Source organism: Marinifilum sp. N1E240 (assembly GCF_009295825.1).
In the GTDB taxonomy this organism is placed as follows: Bacteria; Bacteroidota; Bacteroidia; order Bacteroidales; family Marinifilaceae; genus Marinifilum_A; species Marinifilum_A sediminis.
On record NZ_WHKF01000001.1, the window covers coordinates 994,161 to 1,016,281 of the forward strand.

Genomic DNA, 22,121 nt, shown 5'->3' on the forward strand with positions numbered 1-22,121 from the left:
GCTGATTGCTGGTAGCTTATACATCTATCATGAAAAGATTAAAAAATATTCTGATCCAGATTCACAATTTTACGGGTACACTACTCAGTTTAATGTTCCTGATTTGGTTTTTATCGGGTTTTGTGCTCATTTATGCTGGTTTTCCTCATGCTCCACAAGAAAAGATTTTCGATAAGCTGGAGGTGTTTAGCCAGAGAGATTTGGCAGCCATTCAATTGCCACCATCCGATTTTACCGGAATTGTAACTCTGGAAAAAATGAATGGAGAACCCGTTTACAGGTGTTCAAAGGGGAGAGGAAGTCAGAAAGTATATTCTGCTCTTAGCTTAGAGGAGATTCCAGAAATATCTAAACAACAAGCCATTCGTTTAACAGAGAAATTTAGTGGTAGCCAGGTTCAAAAAGTTGAGAAAAGAGAACAGCTTGATCAGTGGATGCCTTGGTCATACTATCGCCCTTTATTGCCTTTTTACCTTTGTTATGTAGATAATGAAGAGGCTAGCAGGCTTTATGTGTCGGCTAAAAGTGGCAGTATTGTTCAGGAAACCGATCGCGCCAGCCGATGGGCAGCCCGATTGGGCGCCATTCCGCATTGGATTTATTTCAAATCCTTACGACTAAAAACCGGCTTGTGGCTCGATGTAGTCGCCTGGATTTCGGGCATTGGTGTTTTGGTGAGTATCACAGGATTAATTGCGGGTATTCTTCGACTAAGACGAAGAAGAGAAAAAGAAACCTTATCAGAATTAACACCTTATAAGAAGTTTTGGTACAAGTGGCACCACATCACCGGATTTGTATTTGGTGTGTTTGTCTTCACTTTTATTTTAAGTGGATTGGTTTCGGTAAGCGATATTCCTCAATGGATGGCTCCCGTACATTCCGAATCTTCCGCACGCAGTATGTGGAGGCAAGAGTTGCAATTGAGAGAATTTCCACAGCAGATGAATTTGGCAGACATTTTAAAATCGGAACAAGATATTAGAAAAGTACTTTGGAAAACCGTAATGAATAAACCTTGCTTGTGGGTATATGGTAATGATTTTAATGTACCGCATGTGTATCAGTTAAGCGCCAATAGGTTTCAATTAAAGGCAACATATACAGAAGTAGACTTGAAGAAATATCTCGATCAAATTTCTTCCAAGCAGCAAAAGCAAATCAGTTTACTGCAGGAATACGATGCTTACTATCAGCACTCCAAAAAAAGGAATCATCCCTTGCCTGTCTGGAAAATCGATTTTAAGGATGAGGATCATACTAGTCTATACATTCATCCAAGCACAGGCGATATACTTTCTGCTTACAACACCAATACCCGATGGCGCCGTTGGTTGTATAGTGGCTTGCACACTTTCGATTTTCCTTTTCTAGCAAAACACGAATGGTTGCGAAAGTTCATCCTAATTTTTCTGTCGTTGGGCGGTACTTTTGTAAGTGTTTCGGGAGTGGTTTTAGGAGCTAAATGGATAAAGAAAAAAGTGATTGGAAAAATTAGCAAACCAGAACTTGGGCAGAATGTTTAATTAATCGTTGAATAAATAATTAGTATTTGCAGAAACAGACTGTAGATTTTAATTGTTTAAAATCAATATAAATAAGAAGCTAATAAGGAAATATTAATTACCGACATCACTATTACTAATTAACACATATTATTTAATGTTTAAATTTATTTAACTGTCTCTAAAATAGTTTTTATGATGTTGAAATAATGAAAGTTGTGAGTTATTTACTTCTCATGGAAAAGTTGAGTTTTTCTTATAAGATCAATGGAGTTAATTCTATCGATATCAGTAGTATTAGTGCTTTATAATAGGCAATAATATTTTTAAGCATTGTATAAGTTTACAAATATTTTCTACGTTTGTGTGTTAATTTCCCACAATTAGTATAGTGTAATGAATGATTTTTATGATCGTGATTTGGTTGAAGGGTTGATAAAAGGAGACATGAACTCCTTTCGAAAACTATTCGATGAAAAGTATACTTTATTTCATTCTTTTATAAAAGGAATGATTAAGAATGCTTGGTTAGCCGAAGACATTACACAAAATATATTTATGAAAGTTTGGGTCAATCGTGAAAAACTTAACCCCAATCAATCCATTCACAATTATTTATATGTTTTGGCAAAGAATGAAGTTCGTGATCATTTTAGGTTAAAATCAAATGAATCGCATCAGGAAGTTCAGGAAAATCATAGAGTTTTTGTTGAAGATTTTGAAGAATCAATGGATGTACAAACGATGACTCAATGTGTGGCTGGTATTGTTTCAAAAATGCCAGAGCAACGTAAAAAAGTTTACCAGCTGAGTCGCGAAAAAATGCTTTCTAATAAGGAAATTGCTGAACAGTTACAATTATCAGTTCGAACCATTGAACGTCATCTGTTTTTAGCATTGCAAGACATCAGAAAAAACCTTCCTCTGTATTATCTCTTCTTATTTATAAATTTTGAAGGAATTTTAGTTTGTTCTTAATTCCTTTCTATGTGTTTATATTTAGTGTTTTACAAGTGGTCTTTTCGTCTGCTATTACTAAATGTTAAAAAAAAGTAAAAAAAAACTCTTTTCCATTGCGTAGTACCCCTTCCTGATTCGTTCTATTAATGTCGACCGATTAAAAGATGCATTTTTTAGAACCATATGACGAAAGATCAATTACAAAATTACTATTATAACCGATGCACGCCTCAGCAAGCACTTGAAGTTGAGCAATGGATTTCTGCGATTCAAGATGAAAGTCGGGATGAGGCTTTGCTTATGGAGATCTTGAATGAGATCAATGTTGATAAGGATGATCGCCTTGTCAATAGAGCATTTGAAAAATTTGAGAAAGCCGTCCATTTGCATGAGTATGATAAAGGTGAAAAACCTTCTGTTTTGCGAAGATTTGGGGAATGGTATCGAATTGCCGCGGCAGTTTTGTTGATTCCTATTCTATTGTCGAGTCTTTATTTTTATACAGAGACAACCAATCCTAAAGAATGGGTAGAAGAGTATGTGCCATACGGACAAAGTAAAATGGTTTGTTTACCTGATAGTTCTAAGTTGTGGTTGAATGCAGGAACCAAGTTAATTTACCCGAAGAAATTTAATAATTCTCTTCGACAGGTATATGTGGCAGGTGAGGCATATGCTGAAGTAACAAAAGATAAATCTCGCCCATTTGTTTTGTCAGCAGGAGAGGTGACAGTTGAAGTTTTAGGTACGAAATTCAATGTGAAATCGTATAGCGAGGATTCGCATATAGCGGTATCCTTGATGGAAGGTTCGGTTCGGATGAACGCTTTTTATAAAGGAGAAAGTAAGACAAAATTATTGAAGCCTGGCGAGATTGTGAGGTATTCGAAAAGTACAGGAGAATTACAAAAAAGCGATTTTATTGTTGCAACACGTAAGCTATGGTACAACAGTAAAGGTTTTTACTTTATGGATGAATCCTTAAGTGAAATTGCAGTGGCTCTCGAAAGATATTTTGATGTAAGAATCAACATCGAGAATGAATCTCTTAAAAAGGAACGCTTTTACTCGATGTTTGTTAACAATGAAAGTTTGGACGAAATATTATCAGCTTTAAATGCGAATGAAAAGATGATAATAGAAAGAAAAGCCAATATGATATACATAAAATGAAAAACATGAAGTATAACCCCAAATCTTGAAAATTGCCAATGAAGAAACGCTAACCAAAAAAGAAAAAGGCAGAGAATCTCGTACATTCTCCACCTAAATTTTTCAGTTAAATTCTAATTAACAAACTAAAAAACATTACAAGAATATGAATTTAATTTCAGGAAACCTCAATCTGGCGCAGTTAAGATTGAAAAAATCAATAATAATGTTGATTATAGCGCTGTTTGGAGGGATTACACCCATATTTTCACAGAAAATATCGGTTAATTTCAAGAACTTAACAATAAAAGAAGCTGTTGAAGTTCTACAAACAAAGCACAATTATTCTTTTTCTATGAATACCAGTGATATAGATATGAATAAGCGTGTGAATTACAAAGCAAAAGAAGTTGAACTTACAGATGTTTTAAATAAAATATTTGAAGGACAAGGCTTTGAATGTATAGTAAAAGATAATATTATCACGGTAGCTAAAAAAGATACTGAAAAGAATCAGACCACAGCAAAGAAAAAAGTAAAACTTAAGGGTAAGGTTTTGGATGAATCCGGTGAAACCATAATTGGAGCATCGGTAAGTATCAAAGGAACCACTAATGGGACAATTACAAATATTGATGGAGAGTTCGAATTGACAGGAAGCACTTCAGAAATATTGGCCATTACTTTTATTGGATATGAAGATCAGGAATTTGCAATTACAAAATCTCAGTATTTTGATGTTGTATTACTTCCTTCTGTTGTTGGGTTGAACGAGGTTGTTGTTACAGCTTTGGGAATCAAGCGTGCCACAAAAGCATTGAGTTATAATGTTCAGCAAGTATCCAGTGAGGATATTGTTTCAAATAAGGATGCCAACTTTGTAAATACACTTTCAGGTAAAGTTGCTGGTGTAAACATCAACAGCAGTTCTTCCGGAGTAGGTGGAGCAAGTAAAGTTATCATGCGTGGTACAAAAACCATTGCTCAATCGAGTAATGCATTGTATGTAATCGATGGTGTGCCAATGTTTAATTTTGGTGGTGCTGGCGAGACTGAATTTGGATCCAATGGATCTACAGAAGCGATTGCAGATATCAATCCTGAGGACATTGAAAGTGTATCGGTTTTAACTGGGGCAGCAGCAGCAGCTCTTTATGGTAGTCATGCATCCAATGGTGCTATTGTAATTACCACTAAAAAAGGAAAAGCAGGTTCGACCTCTTTAACTTTAACTAGTAATGTTGAAATGATGCAAACCTTTGCATTGCCTGATTTCCAGAATTCTTATGGAACGGGAGATTTAAGTTCGGATGTTCAGGTTTTGGATAAAAGTTGGGGACATAAATTGAATAATGCTAACCGAATGGGTTATTCACCCAAGGATGATTTTTTCGAAACAGGAATGGTGTTCACAAATTCGATGTCATTTTCTACTGGAACAGACAAGAACCAAACCTATTTATCTGCAAGTACGATCGATTCGGAAGGTATTGTTCCAAACAATAGTTACGATCGACAGAATTTTACATTTAGAAATACAACCAGTTGTTTGAATGACAAACTAAAAATTGATTTTGGTGGTTCATACATCAAACAAGAAGATATGAATATGGTAAATCAAGGGGTTTATGCCAACCCATTGGTGACAGCATATCTTTTCCCTCGTGGCGATGATTGGGATGATATAAAAATGTATGAGCGATATGATTCTTCTCGTAAGATTTATACTCAATATTGGCCACAAGGTATTGATGAGTTTGCTGGACAAAATCCATATTGGATTGCTCACAGAAACTTACGCGAGAACAAGAAGAATCGTTACATGTTAAATGCTGGTTTTAGCTACGATGCTTTAAGTTGGTTGAATTTTGGAGGTCGTGTTCGTATTGATAATTCGATTAATGATTTTACTGAGAAATTATACGCAACATCTAACAGAACTCTTACCGAAGGATCGAATAATGGTTTGTATGGAATTGCCAGAAATGAAGCCAAGCAAACTTATGCCGATTTTCTTGTGAATATCAACAAGAACTTTACTGAAGATTTTTCGCTTCAAGCAAATATTGGGGTTTCCTATTCAGATATGAAAGAGGATGTATTGTCGAATCGCGGACCAATTCGTGCCGATGGTATTCCAAATTTATTTAATGTATATCAGTTAGACGATGTAACCACGAAACGTGAGCAGTCGGGGTGGCACGATCAAACCAAATCGGTTTTTGCAAGTGCTGAATTGGGCTACAAGGGAGCTTATTACCTAACTCTTACCGGTCGTAACGATTGGGCTTCTCAATTGGCAGGACCTCATTCAAATGAGAGTTCTTTCATGTATCCATCAATTGGTACTTCATTTGTTTTGTCTGAGATATTCGAATTACCAATGCAAATTCAATATGCAAAGCTTAGAGCTTCTTATGCATCAGTAGGTCTTCCTTTTGCGCGCTTTTTAGCAAATCCAACCTACGCTTGGGACAATGCCAATAAAGTATGGGAAACCAAAACACATTATCCTCTTTACGATTTAAAACCGGAAAGAACCCAATCATGGGAAATTGGTTTAACGGCTAAATTGATGAAACATTTCGATTTGGATGTGAGTTTGTACAGCACAAAAACATTCAATCAAACTTTCGATCCTCAAATCTCAGTTTCTTCTGGTTATTCTACTTTGTATGTTCAAACTGGTAGTGTTAAAAATAGAGGTATTGAGCTTGCTTTGGGATATAAAAATACTTGGAATGACTTTACCTGGAGTTCTAATTTCACATTGAGTTCTAATGAGAATGAGATTTCAGAATTAGTTGACAATTATGTCCATCCTGAGACAAAAGCAGTGATCACCAAAGATCGTTTGGATATTGGTGGTTTATCAAATGCCAGATTCATTTTGAAAAAAGGTGGAGGTCTTGGAGATTTGTACTCTATTGCTGATTTGAAGCGTGATAGCGACGGGAAAATTTTCGTAGATCAGAATGGAAATGTTGCTGCAGAGTACAATGTGGAAGACATAAAGTTGGGATCGGTATTTCCTGATGCGAATATGGCATGGAGAAATGATTTTAGATACAAAGGTTTCAACCTTGGGTTTATGGTATCTGCTCGTTTAGGTGGTATTGTATATTCTGCAACTCAGGCTACATTAGATCGTTATGGTGTTTCTGAAGCTTCAGCTAATGCTCGCGATAATGGTGGGGTAGTTGTAAATGGAGGCGATATGGTTGATGCCCAAAAATGGTATACTACAATCGGAGCAAAATCGGGTATTCCTCAATTTTATACTTATAGCGCAACAAATGTACGTTTGCAAGAGGCAAGTATCGGTTACACTCTTACAAAAGATAAGTTCTATAATTTTGCTGATGTGACATTTACATTGGTTGGAAGAAACTTGTTTATGTTCTACAATAAAGCTCCATTCGATCCTGAATCAGTTGCTTCTACAGGTAACTATTACCAGGGAATAGATTATTTTATGATGCCGAGCCAACGTAGTTATGGTTTTAATGTGAGAGTTAAATTCTAAGCAATTTAATCATGATAATTATGAAACGAACATGAATTTTAGCATACTAACTTACTCACAGAAGTATGATAAAAATTCATCGAGAGTTCCATCTGATAAATAAAAATAAATTATAAACGGATGAAAAAATCAATTATAAATTTGTTGTTCTCTGCTTCGATTTTATTGGGTACTTCTTGTACTTCGAATTATGAGGATTACAATACCAATCCATACGATGCCAATGATGACGAAATGCAGTATGATGCATATAGTTTAAGGGCAGCAATGGTGGCGATGCAGGGTTATGTAATACCTGCGGATGTAAATTTAAATCAGTTTACCGAATGCTTGCTTGGAGGTTCTTTTGGAGGATACTTAGCAGATTCAAATTCCGGATTTGTTGGAAAGAACTATGCTACCTATAATCCTGAGCAACACTGGATTCAGGTTCCATTTAATGATATTATTCCAAAAATATATGCCAATCAAGTACAGTTAAAGGCTGTTACCACCGATCCAATTCCTTTGGCGGTAGCAGAAATTATTAAAGTAGCAGCCATACATCGCGTTACAGATATTTATGGCCACATTCCTTACTCTCAAATTGGAGTAGATGGAAAATTGGAAGCTCCTTACGATTTGCAGGAAGATGTATATAGTAAAATGTTGGAAGAATTAGATCATGCGATTGAGGTGTTAACACCTAATCAAACGTCTGATTTTAGCCCTTATGCTGATAAGGTTTTCGATGGTAAAGTGTTGAACTGGATTAAGTTTGCCAACTCTTTAAAATTGCGATTGGCCATGAGAATTGTTTATGCCAATCCAACTTTAGCTCAAACTAAAGCTGAAGAGGCAGTAAATCATGAGGTGGGATGCATGTCTACCAACGATGACAATGCATACAATACGGTTGCTAAATCACCATTTAGAGTAGTAATGTATGAGTACAATGGAGGTGATTCACGTGTTTCTGCCGACATTACTTCTTATATGAATGGATATGCAGATCCACGTAGAGAAAAGTATTTCACCATGAGTGCTTTCGAGGATACTGATAATCCTGCATTTGATAATGGATACTATGGTTTACGATCAGGAATTAACATTGCATCATCGGCAACAGCTCACAAGTACAGCAACATGAACATTGGTGAATCAAACAATAAGTTGCTTTGGATGAATGCTGCGGAAAGTGCTTTCTTAAAAGCTGAAGGTGCATTACGCGGTTGGAATATGGGTGGTTCTGCCAATGATTTCTACAATCAGGGTATCGAATTGTCATTCAACCAATGGGGTGTTTCTGGTGCTGATGCTTATGCTCAGAATACTGCCAGTATTCCTGAAAACTATAAGGATCCTCTTGGAGCGAATGATAACACTGGCGTTCCTGCTTCCATAACTATTAAATGGAACGATGCGGATGATTTCGAACTTGGTTTGGAGCGCATCATTACACAGAAATGGATTGCCAATTTCCCATTGGGTCATGAAGCATGGTCTGAATTTCGTCGTACCGGATATCCTCGTTTAATGGAAGTGCCATACAACCAGAGCAATGGTGTTGTTGATGGTGCTGAAATGGCTCGTCGTTTACCTTATCCTTTAAGAGAGTACAAGGAAAATGCGATCAATTTGCAGGGTGCTATCGACAAGTTAGGTGGACTTGATAATATGGCTACTAAAGTATGGTGGGATTGTAAGAATAAAAACTAGCAGAACATGAAGAATATATCAAAATATAAATTTGCACTATATGGAATGGGTCTGATTGCTTCATTTCTGTTTAGCTCTTGCGAAGACTGGACAGAAAATGAAACATTGGATATTAACCAGCCAGGTATCGAAGATGAAAACCCTGCACTTTATGCAGATTATTTGGAAAGCTTAAGAGCTTATAAGAACTCGGATCATAAATGCATTTTTGTGAGTTTCGACAATAAGGAAAAGCAGCCTTTTAATCGTGCACAACATATCAATGTGATTCCTGATAGTACTGATATTGTTTCCATACTCTATCCTAACAGTTTGGTGGAAAGAGAAATGGAAGAAATGGAAGAAACAAGAGAGGACAAAGGAACCCAATTTGTATTTACCATTGGTTTCGATGCCATTAAATTAAGCTATACGCTTTTAAAAGATGCAGAGGACAAGGCGAAAGAAGAAGGCGAAGAGATTACATCTCCACTGCCAACTTTTATCAATTATATGGTAGACAGTTTGCACAACTCTTTTGCTTTGGTGAACAAGTACAATTACGATGGGGTATGTTTCTCTTATGAGGGAAAAAGCATTCTTCATATGACTGATCTTGAGAAAAAAGAGTACATGAGTTATCACAATGCTTTTATAGGTATTTTGAAAGACTGGAGCTCTAGAAATGAGGATAAAATGGTATTGTTCCAGGGAAAACCTCAAAACCTTTTAGATAAGACTTTCTTACCTGATTGCAAATACATTATTATACCATGTGATGCTGCTGGTAACGGTTCAAAATTAAGCTACAACATTTATTCTGCAGCTGTTGATGGAGTACCAACCGACAGATTTATTGTTACTGCAGAAACTATTTCTCTTGATCCGGCGGATATGAAGACTGGATATTGGGCTGATGGTGAAACTCATTCTGTTGAAGGCACCTCTGTTTGGGTGGCTTCTGAGCATGAAGGTTTCACAGTTGCAGGTATGGGGATTAATAATGTGAGTAATGATTTCTTTAGTCCGGAGCGTGTTTATCATTACACCAGAATGGCGATAGATAACATTAATCCATCACTTAAAAACTAAATTGAAATGAAACACTATATATTATATGCAGCTTTATTTTTAATGATTTTTTCATTTGGCTGCGATGGCTCGGATGATGATTTCGACAATAAAGTATATGTAAGTAGTTCTTCTAAAACCAGCGAATTATTGGTGAAAGCAGGAGTAAATGATGTTGAAAAAAGCATTCAGGCTGCTATTGCAAAACCAAGCATGCAGGATATTATTGTGAATTACAACATTGATCCGGCATTGGTAGCTACTTATAATTTAGCTTATTACGACAATGCAGAAATGCTACCTGCTGAAAACTATTCATTACCTGAAAATACGGTAAGTATTACTGCTGGTAATGTTCTTTCGAAAGAGATAAAAGTTCTGTTTAAGGATTTGAGTCAATTGGATCGGGAGATTGTATATGTTTTGCCTGTAAGCATGGATAGCCAAGATATCGAAGTGTTGGAAAGTGCCAGAACATTGTATTATGTGATTAAAGGTGCTGCCTTAATTAATGTGGTAGCTGATATCGAAGAGAACTATTTGACTGTGAACTGGACAAACCCTGATGTTTGTAATAATTTGTCTCAACTGACAATGGAAGCTTTAGTTCGCATTAGCAATTTTGATAGAATGATTAGTACCGTTATGGGGATCGAAGGACAATTCTTAATTCGTTTAGGAGATGCCGGATTTCCAAGCAATCAAATTCAGGTAGCAACAAGTAATGGTAATTTCCCTGATGGAGATTCTAACAAAGGTCTACCAACCAACGAATGGGTACACATTGCTTTAACTTACGATTCAGCTACGGGAGAAATGATTGTTTACGTGAACGGAAGCAAGCAGTCCGAAACTACCAAATCTTTAGGTGATGTGAACCTTGGACAAGGTGGAACAAGCGGATTCTGCATTGGTCGTTCATGGGCTGATGAAAGATACCTGGCAGGGGAAATTTCGGAGTGTAGAATTTGGAATGTGGTTCGCAGCAAGGAAGATATTGCAGCCAATCCATATTATGTAGATCCAGCTTCGGAAGGTTTGGTTGCCTACTGGAAATTTGATGATGAATCAGCTCTTTCAGTTCAAGATCATACTGGAAATGGAAATAATGCAGTAGCAAATTCTACCTTACGATGGACTCCGGTTACTTTGCCTGCACCGGGTGAGTAATGGAAGTGTAATTAATAACAGAAAAATGATGAAATATAATATATCATTCAAAAGAAATGTGATACTTACTGCTGCCATTGCAATGATGGGCTTTTTTACTGCCTGCGATGATAGCATTGATGTTACAAGTGTTGATGAAAATCAATACACAACAAGCTCCGATGCCATTGCTTACCTTGTAAACAATGCAGGAAATCGTGGAACCGCAATGGTAGAGTTTCGCAATCAGGGGCAGGCAGAAATGTATTTGGCATCTTCAAAAAATGCGGAGAGCGATGTGGTAGCCAATTTGAAATTCGATGAGGAAGTACTTCATGCTTACAACGATGAAAACAGTACAGAATATGAATTGTTTCCTAAGGAATTGGTAAGTTTCAATAGTGACTTTCAATTGAAAAAGGGAAGTAATAAGTCTGGAAAAGCATTGGTTCAATTTGCAACATCCGATGCTTTAAGTGCTCAGAAAACCTATGTAATTCCAGTTCGTGTTGAAGTAAAATCAGGTAGCATTAAATTGTCTGAAAAAGAATCGGTTTATCTGATTTTTGTGAAAGATTTAAGCACGATTCCTACGGTTGACAAGGCTAGTGGAATAAAGATTATCAGTTGTATGGAGGTGAATGATACCAATCCATTGAACAACTTGTGTTTTACACTGAAAGAGAGTGGGAAGCCATTAATCGATATTGTTATTCTTTTCTCTGCCAACATCAATTACAACAACGAAACGGGTAAAGTATATGTATACAACAATCCTAATGTTCAGCACATTTTAGATAACAGAGAGAAATATTTAAAGCCTTTGCAGGACAGAGGAATGAAAATCGTACTGGGTATCTTAGGAAATCACGACCGTGCAGGAGTATCGAACTTAGCTGATGAAACGGCAAGAGTTTTTGCTCAGGAATTGAAAGTGGTTTGCGACTCTTATCACTTAGATGGAATCTTTGTTGATGATGAGTATTCAGCATATCAAAACCCGGCTCCTGTAGGATTTGTATCTCCATCATCGGCAGCAGCTTCTCGTCTTTGTTTCGAGGTAAAACAAGCTATGCCAGATCGATTGGTTTGTGCCTATGCTTATGGATCTACATCATCTTTGCCAGATATTGATGGTCAGCAATCGGGTACTTTTGTTGATTATGGTATTCATGATTACGGTGGAAGTTCAGATTTAAGCTCGAATTATCCGGGAATGCCAAAATCAGGAATGGCTTTGTATTCTCAGGAATTCAATCGTGGTTATTGGACTGCTGATTCAAATTTGGAAAACATGCGTAACGATGGTTATGGCTCGCATATGATTTTTGCTATGGATCCGTTCCGAGACAATTTCGATCGTCAGAAACAAGCAATGGAAAGCATTGCCGACAAGCTGTTCGATGATGAATTGGTGTACGATGAAAAGCCATTTAAGAAAGACTGGTAGAATTACAAAAGGGATTTGATATCTCCTTTTTTACCAGGTTGAAATTGTTTAAGTGTTCTCCCGGGAACAATATCGGGAGAGGCTTTAAAATTTAATAATAAAACTGAAACAGATGAAATTACGAAATAAACTGTTGTATTTGCTGGTGATGGTTTTGCCTTTGGGCTTTACTGCCTGCGACGACGACGATGATAATGATATTCTGCCAACAGAGGAAGTAAGCGAATTGATTCTTGAGAAATCTACGGTAGATGTGAAAGTGGACAATACCGGGAATGTAAAAATTACACAAGGAGGAGGAGAATATCATGCTTTTTCTTCAGATCCGGATGTTGTATCGGTTGAACTTGCAGACAATGTTCTTACCTTAAGTGCTTTGTCAAGAGGACGAACTTCGATAATTATCTCAGATAAAAATAGTCAATACAAGGAATTAAATGTAGTGGCTTTTTACGATGTGCTTGAAGTGGAGTCGACTGAAATTATGGTTAAAATGCCTTTGGGACATCCTAAAACCATGAGAATTCCGATTACAAAAGGGAATGGAGATTATGAAGTGAGCACCGAAAGTGAAATCGTTTCGGCAACAATTGAAAATGACAGTGAAATTGTACTTGTGGCGACTAAAAAAGGAGAAGCAACAATTACCTTAACGGATTCTTATGGATTGACATTGGATATTCCGGTAACAATCAGCTCTACTACGATTCCTTACGATGCTAAAGAATTGGAAGAGATTATGGCGAATGAAGAGAGTCGTTATATTTTCAACACCAATGATATGCACGAGTATTATTTAAGTGAAGAAAGCTCGTATGTTGATGGAATGACCATGATTGGATTGAATAGTAGTTATGGCTATTACTATAAGTTGTTTTTCACTGGCGACAAGTCGGTTGGGGTTAAATCTGATGGAGTATTAGACATTGATCTTTACTTTGCAGGCATTACCTTAAAAGAGTCTGTTACTGTTGAAATCATCAAAAACGATGGCAATAAGGTCTGGGCTGTGTACTCCTACATAAAAGATGAGAAGTTGAATTTCGGTCATTTGTGTCAGAATATTAACCTTTAAATTACACATATAACTCATTGTCTCGTTATATGAGTATACTCTGAAATTCAAGGGCAATCTTATTGTTCCTGGTTGCCCTTGATCTTCTCTTTTTACATTAAAAAATACATCTGTTTTTAGGTAAGATACACCTGATATAGATACTTATTGCCTTATTTGAAATTGTTGAGTTAATCTGAACTTAAAGTAAATCAATAGGATAGTGTTGTTTGTCTTGAAATTAGAGGTTCATTTCAAAAGAAGATTTTGTTTTTTCAATTGGTATGAATTTGTAAAGGAATAAGCACTACAATTGATAATGAAAATAGGAATTCCCATTATAGAGTGAACTCTTTTTGGTTTAAGATATGACTCCAATTCAGTATGGAATTGGGAGCAAAGGCACTAAAATAAGATAATAGCATGTCTCATTTTGGTATTAATTATACAATGAAAAGGGTGGAGCGCTACGAGTAAAATCAACCCCGATTGCTCGTGCTCTGCTCTTTTTTTTTACTACCTTTAATACTCAACCTAACTTATAACCTAAATAACCCAACATGAAGTATATTCTACTAGTAGGAATGGTACTTTTTACAACTGTAGTACTAGCTGGGAAAGCCAAAAAACAGAGGCAAACAAGCGAAAATACCATACAGTTTCTAAGTCCAATGCCTTTTAACATCGTTCACCCAAACGATAGCCTAAACCTTAAAATATTACTTACAGGCAATCAAAAAATAAGTACTTATCAAATGCATTTAGAGAAGGGTGGACTTTCAGAGCTAAATTGCAGCAAGTATTTTTCCTCTTCCTTACAAGAGATTTTTACAAATGAAACTATCCTTTGCAATAAGGAGGAAGTTATTGTATCCTTAAAATTAGTTGTAAATGGAAATGCCATACCGGGCAATTACAAATTCCACACGCAAGTTCTCGATGAGAATGGGATATCATCACATGCTATTCTTACTTTTTATGTAGATCGACGGTAGGTAAATGTTGATCCTAGAGAATGAAGTGAATAAGATGTTCAAATTTAAAGGGATTCCTGATTAGAAATCCCTTACTTTTTTGTTTGTTACAGACGAAAACAAAATGATTGGCAAAAGCACGCGTGCTTTTGAGTGAAACCTAAGGTGGTTTTGTGTCAAAGTACAGAAGGTTTTTGCCTGGGACTAGATTTTGTGAAATCCAGCATCTTTTATACTCTTTAAAATACGAGTCCCAGCGCGGTAATTTACGCCTACCTTTTTAATAGAAGCAGCGCTTACCTTATCGGCAGTATCTTCGCCTTTACTACTGATTGATGGGTATAGGCTACCAATCTTTTCCAGTCGAACGATTCTACCTTGTGCCAACTTGTTCTGAATTTCGTTTTCAAGAGCAATAATAACACCTCGGATATCTGCTTCGGATAATGCACTAAATTTTTCAATATCATCTACAATCTCATCAATAGTAGCTTCTTTACCATTTACAATTTGAGCATAGAATTTTTTAACGCCACCACCTACTACTCCGGGTTGGCCTTTTTCCATAACTTTATAATCTATTGACATATCAATGTACTTTTAAAATAGCAATATTCGTCTCGAACAATTGTCTGTAACTATTCAAAAAAATCGCTTGATCAAAAGAAACCGACCTTTGGGAATAAATTGTACCTGAGATCATTTAAATACTGCATATTTAGGTTAAATTGCAAGGGCCCATCGGCCTCATCTTCCAAGAGTGACTGTCCAAAGTTCAAAACCCGGTTGATGACCAGCCGATGGGTTACCTTATTTTATTCAATTCCCTCATAAAGAGAAATATCTCATAAAACAGTATTTAATTTAAGTCCTTTTTGTTTACTATAAAAATAATTTGCCTGTCAAGTTGAGCTGAACAGTAAAAAAAAATACAAACAGGACGACTTTATCGACCAAGTGGATGAAAGTGACGGTGAAATTATGGGAAATGAAAAAGACCTCGGATGGGAGGTCTTTAGTTTGGAACGACAAATTGGATGAGTAGTTACAGATGGCGTGGTAATTTCTGTTCAAACTTTGATAATTTGCACATTACTTGCCATTGCTCATACAAAATGTTAGGGTCTTCTTATTTTGTTTCGAGCGCCATCTTAAGTTTAATGGCTAAATCCGATTCAGCCATTCGTTCGAATGGATTTATTTTTTCTTCTGGTTTTTCTAGTGATTCAATTCTTGAATATTTAAATACGAAAGGTTTATGATAATTCTCTGTCAATTCTTCAAAAACCTTTTCACAAACCTCTTTCCCTTGTTGCCAATTATTCGTGCGAATACAAATTTCAATAAAGTGAGTTAATCCATCAAGAACATAATTACGGCAATTTGGAGTTAGAGTTTTTAAACTAGTTTCCTTAATCAAATTAAATAGACGCATACCAGGATACTTATAAATTTCAAAGAAACGAATTCGTTGTTCATCATAAATTATGCGATATTCTTCTGTTGTCACCTCTTTAAATCTTTTTTGTGTTTTAAGTTCGTCTCTTTCGTTAACAACAAGAATCGATAAATAGGTCATAAGATTACCTAAAAATTCTAAATATATTTCAGTAGAAATACGTGGTCTAGACTTCAAATAACCAATAATTATATCTACTGCTTTATATCTATTGTCTCTATCTCCACTAGACCAAGCAAATGATGAATATTTACTAATATACTCTGGTGATTTGGATAAAATATGAGAGTGATCTTCAAATAATTTTAATGCTTTCTCTGACTTACCTTTTGAAGAAACTAGATAAGTTGCGAAGTTTATTAGAGCTTTTAACTTTATGGATAATGGACTTTTTTCTCTTTTAAGAATATGTTTATAATTATTTTCTATTTCAGCTTCATCACTTAATAAACGACTAGAATCAGCATGTTCTAAAAGAGCCATTTCTGTACCGACACTTCTATCATTATTTATTAGATTAAAACGATTAGTAATATTACCATCATATTCCTCACCTTTATTCTCATAATGTTCTTTCATTATTCTGTATACCTCTGACGAATATACACGAAAAAACTTATCCTCTACAACTAATATTTTCAGTTTAATCAATTCATTTAGTGAAAGTTGAAATTCATCTTCCTGATCTTCTCTATTTACAATGAATTTTAGATTTTCAAGCAATCCTGTCAGATCATCCTCACTAACAAGTAAGCTAACCGCCAAAAATAGATTTTTAGCTTCTAATGATAAGTAATCATAAATTCTATTGTAAAGAAAATTCTTAGCTGCTTCGGATTTATTTATTTCACACAGCATAGCTGCCTCTAAATCAGATTTCTGAGCAAGTAAAATTGCAAATTGGAGAATAAATAATGGACGTCCAGAGGTTATTTCATGTATTTTTTCTTGGAATGAACGCTTCTTTAATTCTTTTGAAAAACTTTCTGAAACATGAACTGAAAGTTCAACTTCAAGAGCTTTTTTTAGAAATACAATAGTCTGATCAACATCTAGTTCTCCTGTTTTAATTTCTTCACCAGTTATTAGAGTTGCTGCTCTTGTTGTTATAATAACTTTATGTTTATTTATGTCGAGTCTCTTGATGAAATTTGTAACATTCTCTTTTTCTGTCTTTGAGAAAGTTTCAAAGTCATCAATAATCATTAAAAGTTTTCCATCATATGAAAGTATTTTTGTTTCATCTGGGGATTCTTCATTATAAACTATTCTATTAGTATACCTTATAATTTGTTCTAGTGATGAAATGCTATCCTCAATATCTTCTATTCTACCTTTATAATAATTATAAAATCTATCTTTTGCAGACAGAAATAAAACATAGTCAAAAATCTTATTCTCACGATTACATAAAATATCACATGCATTCTGAATAGAAGCAGTTTTTCCTACACCTCCATGACCCCAAAGAGTTGCAAAGACAGATGACTTATTTTTACTTAAGAATTTTATAATATGGTCTGTAATACCTACTTCAATATATTCTTTATAATTGTTTTCATATATATTTATTATTGTACCATTACCAGACTTCTTTTTATAATTATCTTGGCTTACAACTATATTGGCAAACTCAGGAAGGTCTATATTTAGAACTTCAGTTTTTAACAGTTTATTAAACTTAGTTCGACCTGTTAATTTTTCATCTATAGAGGAAAATATATAACACTCTCCTTCCTCATTTATTCTTATAAATGGGGACAAACGGAAATAATCATTATTTGAGTCCAATAAATAACAATCACCAGTTTTAAATTCCCCTAGTTGTGTTGGACAAGTCCATAAAGAATAATCACTACCATCTGCCTTGAAATTAATACCCTGATAAATTCCATTGTTTTGACCTAAAACTAGAATTATATCTGAATCATTGAATATTTCGATTTGTGCCTGTTCAATATTTTCGATTAAAGTTTCTAACACACTCAATATGTCATCAATATCATCTTCATAAGAATAACCATGACCAATTCTAGAATTTCGAACTTTAGGGTATTCATTTATAGCAGCTTGAAATTTCTTTAATTTTTTGTTTCCAAAAAGTTCCGGTTTATTATCAAGTTTTCTTAATAAATTTACAACACTACCGATAGAAGGTTTTAAAATGCAATTGATTATGAATTCTTTCTCGTTATCAGGTAAATTATTTAAATTCTTATTCCACAAGTATCCAAGAAATAAAGTTAAATAAAATTCAATTTTAGACTGATACAAAACTTTAAGTTCATGTTTTTTCTGTAAAGTTTTCTGTAATTTAATCTTCTTGTTAATGTTTGCTAAAATATAATTCATTCTGTCTATTGTTTACTTGTAAATCCTTATTTTTACTTGTCTGTACCCTAATTGGTTAGCGGGTGAATAATACAAACCTTATAGGTTAGTGTTCACCTTTTTAAATAAGGTCATCATTTTATTAGATCAAAGTTATGAAAACAAAACGAATAATAATTAGTAAACAAAAAATAAATTTATAGCAAGAATTTCATTGACTGACTCCTTACGTGTGAGGAGAGTGAAAAAAGGAGTGGAGATGGGCTTGTGAAGAAATAGGAAGGGAACTTAATTTTTAAGCAATTGTATTACTAAACAGTTCATTTCCAAACTTAGAATGGGTATATTTGGTAGTAGAACCTGTCTTATACTCATTTATTAAATTGTAGCCTATGAAACTGTTTGCTTGTTTTATTGTATTCATCCTATTTTTTGCATCCTGCGATGAGCAAAGAAAGAAAAACTTCATTGAGCCAGTTAACTGGGAGGAGAGAAGGGCTTCGGTAGAGCGAATTGCCGATTTGAAACAAGCCAGTTCCTACTTGTCGGTTTACTCGGAGATTTACCAGTTTTCGGATCGTCAGACCTACGATTTAACGGCAACCATTAGCATGAGAAACATCAGTTCTACAGATACCATGTTTCTAATGAAAGCCGACTATTACAATACTCATGGAGATTTAATTCGTTCCTACATTCAAAAGCCTGTCTACATTAAGCCCATGGAAACCATCGAGGTAGTCATTGGTCAGGAAGACAAGGAGGGAGGCACGGGTGCCAACTTCATTTTCAATTGGGCTACCACACCAACAGCACACGCACCAGTCTTCGAAGCGGTCATGATTTCCACCAGTGGTCAACAGGGCTTGTCCTTCACTACTCAGGGAATTGAGCGATAAAAAAACAAAAGCGATTACATTAGAGTGCAATCGCTTTTTTGTTTGTATGGGTGGCAGATTTGTACTTTTATCTTATTTTAAGTTTTATAAAATAATTCCAAAACGAGAGGTTTTGAATGATTCTAATTAAAGGATGTAAATTCAGATAGCGCTTTTTAGATACTATCGGGTATTATTTTTTTGATAAATTTAGCACCTACCTTTATAGGGAAAGAAAATCTAATACTAAACCCAGATTAATGAAATTATTGCGCCTACTACTTGTGCTGATTTTTACGAGTCAAGCCTTTTTATCTATAGCTACACCTACTTTTAAAATAGGACCTTCACCATCTTGGAAATCAAAAGTTAAATTCAATAGTAATGTAAAGAATTTGGAAAATGAAGGTTCTATTAGTTATCTGCTTTTAGACTGGCAGGATAATGAAATTACAAAAGAATACAATTATAGGTATTGCATACGATTAAATAATGAGGATGGTGTTCAAAGCAATTCTCAGTTGGAGTTTACTTTCGATCCATCTTATCAGGAATTGGTTATAAATAAAATCGTTGTTCATCGCAATGGAAAAATTATAAACAAGTTAGACAGGAGTAAGGTTGAGTTGATGCGTAATGAAAAAAAAGCGGATCGTTACCTCTATGATGGCAGTTATTCAGCGGTTACAATATTAGAAGATATTCGTGTAGGTGACATCCTTGAATATGAATATACATTTAAGGGAGCCAACCCCATTTTTAAAGACTATGCTTATTCTATGGTATCACAGGCTTACAATGTAGAAATTCAGCATTTGTATTATGAGATGCTGCTGCCCAGAGATAAGAAGGTGAAAATTAAGAATCTGTTCGGAGGCACTAATCCTAAATTACGTAGCACAAAACAAGTAAAACGCCTGGTTTGGGATTTGCAGAATGTAGCGCCCATTTTTACTGATGACGACACACCTAGTTGGCACAATGCCTATCCGCGTTCAGAGGTTAGTTCTTTTAAAAATTGGAATGAGGTTCGTTCATTTATGCTCGAATTGTATCCAATAAATATTGATTGTTCGGGAATTGATGAGTTTTTAGCAGATAAAAAATCTGGTACGAAAGAAGAAGAGATAATTGATTTAATCAGATTTACACAGGATGAGATTCGATATCTGGCAATGAGTAATGGCGTTAACTCTCACAAGCCTCACCACCCGGAAAGAGTTTTCCATCAGCGATTTGGGGATTGTAAGGACAAATCTTATTTGTTGAGTCTTATGCTTAATCGTATTGGAGTTTCTGCCTGGCCTGCATTGGTGAGTACAAAGCACAAGAGGTTTGTCGATCAATTCTCGGCATCACCATTTGCTTTTAATCATGTAATTGTAAAATTTATTTGGAAGGGTAAGGAATATTGGGTCGATCCAACAAGTAATGGTGAAAAGGGAGGTTTGAGTGAGATTCAGAATCCTATGTATGGAAAAGCACTTGTAATTGATCAGAAAAGCAATACACTTGAGACCATTCCCGAAAATGCTTGTAAAAAAGTTGTTATAAATGAGAATTTCTGGTTAACCGATAGTGTTTCAAAAGTGAGATATGAAGTTGTAAGCAGTTTTTCTGGTGAGTTGGCCAATTCAAAGAGAAGTGTGAATATTGGATCCTCAATGGCTGAAAATAAGGATGATTATTTGGATTTTTGCAGTCAGTATTATGAGAATTTAAGTTGGCAAAAAGGTTCTGCTCTCTGTTTTCATGATGATGAAGAGAACAATGTATTCAAGGTTGTAGAGAAGTATTACATTGAAGATTTATGGGAACATAGAGGGAAAGACACCATAGAATTGTATTCGAGCTTTTATCCATACAATTTTTATGAGTTCATGAATTCTACAAACGATCAGGTAAGAACCACACCTTTAAAAATAAATTACCCAGTAGATGTAGAATTGAAAATAAATCTTCATTTGCCAAAACATAAAGAGCTAGGATTTATAGAAGAAACAGATAGCATAGTGAATGACATTTTTAAATTTAATTACAATGTTTCGGTAAATAAATTGGCGCATATGGTTACGGTAAGTTATCGGTATAAAACCTTAAAAGATCATGTGCCAGTTAAGAATTTAAAAAGGTATTTTAAAGATTATGACCTTGTAAGTGATAAGTGTGAATATGCAATAGAATGGGGGGTGAATGTAGATACTAAATTTAAATTATTTGGTCCTGCATTATTCATTACAGTACTATTATTGATTTGCCTGTTTTTTGTATTCAAGAAATTGTACCTCTGGGAGCTTAAACCTGAGATAAGATATCCCCAAGTAAGAGAAACTATAGGTGGTTGGCTTGGATTGGTAGCTCTAGGACTTTACATGACACCTATTTCCATTGCATATTTAATTTACGATTCAGGATATTTTAATCAGGCAACCTGGGATCAGTTTATAGAATTATATAACAACATGCCATTTTTATCCGGTGGGTTCTACTTTTTTGAATTGATCTATAATATTGCAACAATCTTGGCTGCGATATTTTTAATCGTATTAATGCATCAGAAAAGAACGATCTTCCCAAAGCTATACATTTACTTTCGAGTGGCTGTATTGGCGGGATTAATTATTGATACCCTATTAGGTGCAGAAATACTTGGTGCAGATACTATTGATTATAATGATCTAACCAGGAGTGTAGTAGGTGCGGCGATTTGGATTCCATACATGATGAAATCACAGAGAGTTAAGGAAACTTTTGTGAGAACTCGTAAGCGGAACAATTCTTCAAAGAATCTGGATTTGGAAATAGCTACTGAGCGGATCTAGTTCTTCGAATCCTATTTAAAAATTAAAAGCGATTGCACTGTATAGTGCAATCGCTTTTTTGATTTGAGATTGAGAAGTTGTAAGCTTGTTCTCGTCTTAGATTTAAACTGTAT

General features: G+C 35.2%; 14 protein-coding genes. 12 read left to right on the top strand and 2 right to left on the bottom strand.

Annotated elements, in window-relative coordinates:
• The first annotated feature begins 29 nt into the window (after positions 1–29).
• The 10 genes from GCQ56_RS04120 (at position 30) to GCQ56_RS04165 (ending at position 14,539) form a co-directional block, all read left to right on the top strand.
• Positions 30–1,526, top strand: coding sequence for a PepSY domain-containing protein (locus GCQ56_RS04120; RefSeq protein WP_152733111.1), 1,497 nt, complete (start codon positions 30–32; stop codon positions 1,524–1,526).
• Positions 1,527–1,901: 375 nt separating this feature from the next.
• Positions 1,902–2,483, top strand: coding sequence for an RNA polymerase sigma-70 factor (locus tag GCQ56_RS04125; protein WP_152733112.1), 582 nt, complete (start codon positions 1,902–1,904; stop codon positions 2,481–2,483).
• 165 nt (positions 2,484–2,648) lie between these two features.
• On the top strand, positions 2,649–3,638 hold the full coding sequence (locus GCQ56_RS04130; RefSeq protein WP_152733113.1) for a FecR family protein: 990 nt from the start codon (positions 2,649–2,651) through the stop codon (positions 3,636–3,638).
• A 205-nt stretch (positions 3,639–3,843) separates the two neighbouring features.
• Positions 3,844–7,143, top strand: coding sequence for a SusC/RagA family TonB-linked outer membrane protein (locus GCQ56_RS04135; RefSeq protein ID WP_152733114.1), 3,300 nt, complete (start codon positions 3,844–3,846; stop codon positions 7,141–7,143).
• Between the two features lie 120 nt (positions 7,144–7,263).
• Entirely contained in the window at positions 7,264–8,841 is a 1,578-nt protein-coding gene (locus GCQ56_RS04140; protein WP_152733115.1) for a RagB/SusD family nutrient uptake outer membrane protein, read from the top strand.
• Between the two features lie 6 nt (positions 8,842–8,847).
• Positions 8,848–9,912 carry a glycoside hydrolase family 18 gene (locus GCQ56_RS04145; RefSeq protein ID WP_152733116.1) on the top strand — a complete coding sequence of 355 codons (1,065 nt, stop codon included), beginning with the start codon at positions 8,848–8,850 and terminating at the stop codon, positions 9,910–9,912.
• Between the two features lie 6 nt (positions 9,913–9,918).
• Complete coding sequence (locus GCQ56_RS04150; protein ID WP_152733117.1) at positions 9,919–11,061, top strand: DUF1735 and LamG domain-containing protein; 1,143 nt, start codon at positions 9,919–9,921, stop codon at positions 11,059–11,061.
• A 25-nt stretch (positions 11,062–11,086) separates the two neighbouring features.
• A complete protein-coding gene (locus GCQ56_RS04155; RefSeq protein ID WP_227005983.1) occupies positions 11,087–12,490 on the top strand; it encodes a BT_3987 domain-containing protein in 1,404 nt (467 codons plus the stop codon).
• A gap of 112 nt (positions 12,491–12,602) precedes the next feature.
• Positions 12,603–13,565: a hypothetical protein gene (locus GCQ56_RS04160; RefSeq protein WP_152733118.1), complete on the top strand. Its 963-nt coding sequence runs from the start codon at positions 12,603–12,605 to the stop codon at positions 13,563–13,565.
• 539 nt (positions 13,566–14,104) lie between these two features.
• Positions 14,105–14,539: a hypothetical protein gene (locus GCQ56_RS04165; RefSeq protein ID WP_152733119.1), complete on the top strand. Its 435-nt coding sequence runs from the start codon at positions 14,105–14,107 to the stop codon at positions 14,537–14,539.
• Between the two features lie 183 nt (positions 14,540–14,722).
• Here the strand turns inward: GCQ56_RS04165 and GCQ56_RS04170 are convergent, their stop codons facing one another.
• Positions 14,723–15,106, bottom strand: coding sequence for an HU family DNA-binding protein (locus tag GCQ56_RS04170; protein ID WP_152733120.1), 384 nt, complete (start codon positions 15,104–15,106; stop codon positions 14,723–14,725).
• Positions 15,107–15,647: 541 nt separating this feature from the next.
• Positions 15,648–18,329 carry an NB-ARC domain-containing protein gene (locus GCQ56_RS04175; protein ID WP_152733121.1) on the bottom strand — a complete coding sequence of 894 codons (2,682 nt, stop codon included), beginning with the start codon at positions 18,327–18,329 and terminating at the stop codon, positions 15,648–15,650.
• Between the two features lie 371 nt (positions 18,330–18,700).
• On the opposite strand from GCQ56_RS04175, the gene GCQ56_RS04180 reads away from it, so the two are divergent.
• Positions 18,701–19,207, top strand: a complete 507-nt coding sequence (locus GCQ56_RS04180; RefSeq protein ID WP_152733122.1) for a DUF3124 domain-containing protein — start codon at positions 18,701–18,703, stop codon at positions 19,205–19,207.
• 239 nt (positions 19,208–19,446) lie between these two features.
• The gene (locus GCQ56_RS04185; protein ID WP_152733123.1) at positions 19,447–22,008 is read left to right on the top strand and encodes a DUF3857 domain-containing protein; all 2,562 of its coding nucleotides are present in this window, start codon (positions 19,447–19,449) and stop codon (positions 22,006–22,008) included.
• The last annotated feature ends 113 nt before the right edge of the window (positions 22,009–22,121 follow it).

Excerpts from the sequence above, each read along its gene's own strand:
- GCQ56_RS04120 (WP_152733111.1), top strand. The coding sequence starts at position 30 with ATGAAAAGATTAAAAAATATTCTGATCCAGATTCACAATTTTACGGGT.
- GCQ56_RS04125 (WP_152733112.1), top strand. The coding sequence starts at position 1,902 with ATGAATGATTTTTATGATCGTGATTTGGTTGAAGGGTTGATAAAAGGA.
- GCQ56_RS04130 (WP_152733113.1), top strand. The coding sequence starts at position 2,649 with ATGACGAAAGATCAATTACAAAATTACTATTATAACCGATGCACGCCT.
- GCQ56_RS04135 (WP_152733114.1), top strand. The coding sequence starts at position 3,844 with ATGTTGATTATAGCGCTGTTTGGAGGGATTACACCCATATTTTCACAG.
- GCQ56_RS04140 (WP_152733115.1), top strand. The coding sequence starts at position 7,264 with ATGAAAAAATCAATTATAAATTTGTTGTTCTCTGCTTCGATTTTATTG.
- GCQ56_RS04145 (WP_152733116.1), top strand. The coding sequence starts at position 8,848 with ATGAAGAATATATCAAAATATAAATTTGCACTATATGGAATGGGTCTG.
- GCQ56_RS04150 (WP_152733117.1), top strand. The coding sequence starts at position 9,919 with ATGAAACACTATATATTATATGCAGCTTTATTTTTAATGATTTTTTCA.
- GCQ56_RS04155 (WP_227005983.1), top strand. The coding sequence starts at position 11,087 with ATGATGAAATATAATATATCATTCAAAAGAAATGTGATACTTACTGCT.
- GCQ56_RS04160 (WP_152733118.1), top strand. The coding sequence starts at position 12,603 with ATGAAATTACGAAATAAACTGTTGTATTTGCTGGTGATGGTTTTGCCT.
- GCQ56_RS04165 (WP_152733119.1), top strand. The coding sequence starts at position 14,105 with ATGAAGTATATTCTACTAGTAGGAATGGTACTTTTTACAACTGTAGTA.
- GCQ56_RS04170 (WP_152733120.1), bottom strand. The coding sequence starts at position 15,106 with ATGTCAATAGATTATAAAGTTATGGAAAAAGGCCAACCCGGAGTAGTA.
- GCQ56_RS04175 (WP_152733121.1), bottom strand. The coding sequence starts at position 18,329 with ATGAATTATATTTTAGCAAACATTAACAAGAAGATTAAATTACAGAAA.
- GCQ56_RS04180 (WP_152733122.1), top strand. The coding sequence starts at position 18,701 with ATGAAACTGTTTGCTTGTTTTATTGTATTCATCCTATTTTTTGCATCC.
- GCQ56_RS04185 (WP_152733123.1), top strand. The coding sequence starts at position 19,447 with ATGAAATTATTGCGCCTACTACTTGTGCTGATTTTTACGAGTCAAGCC.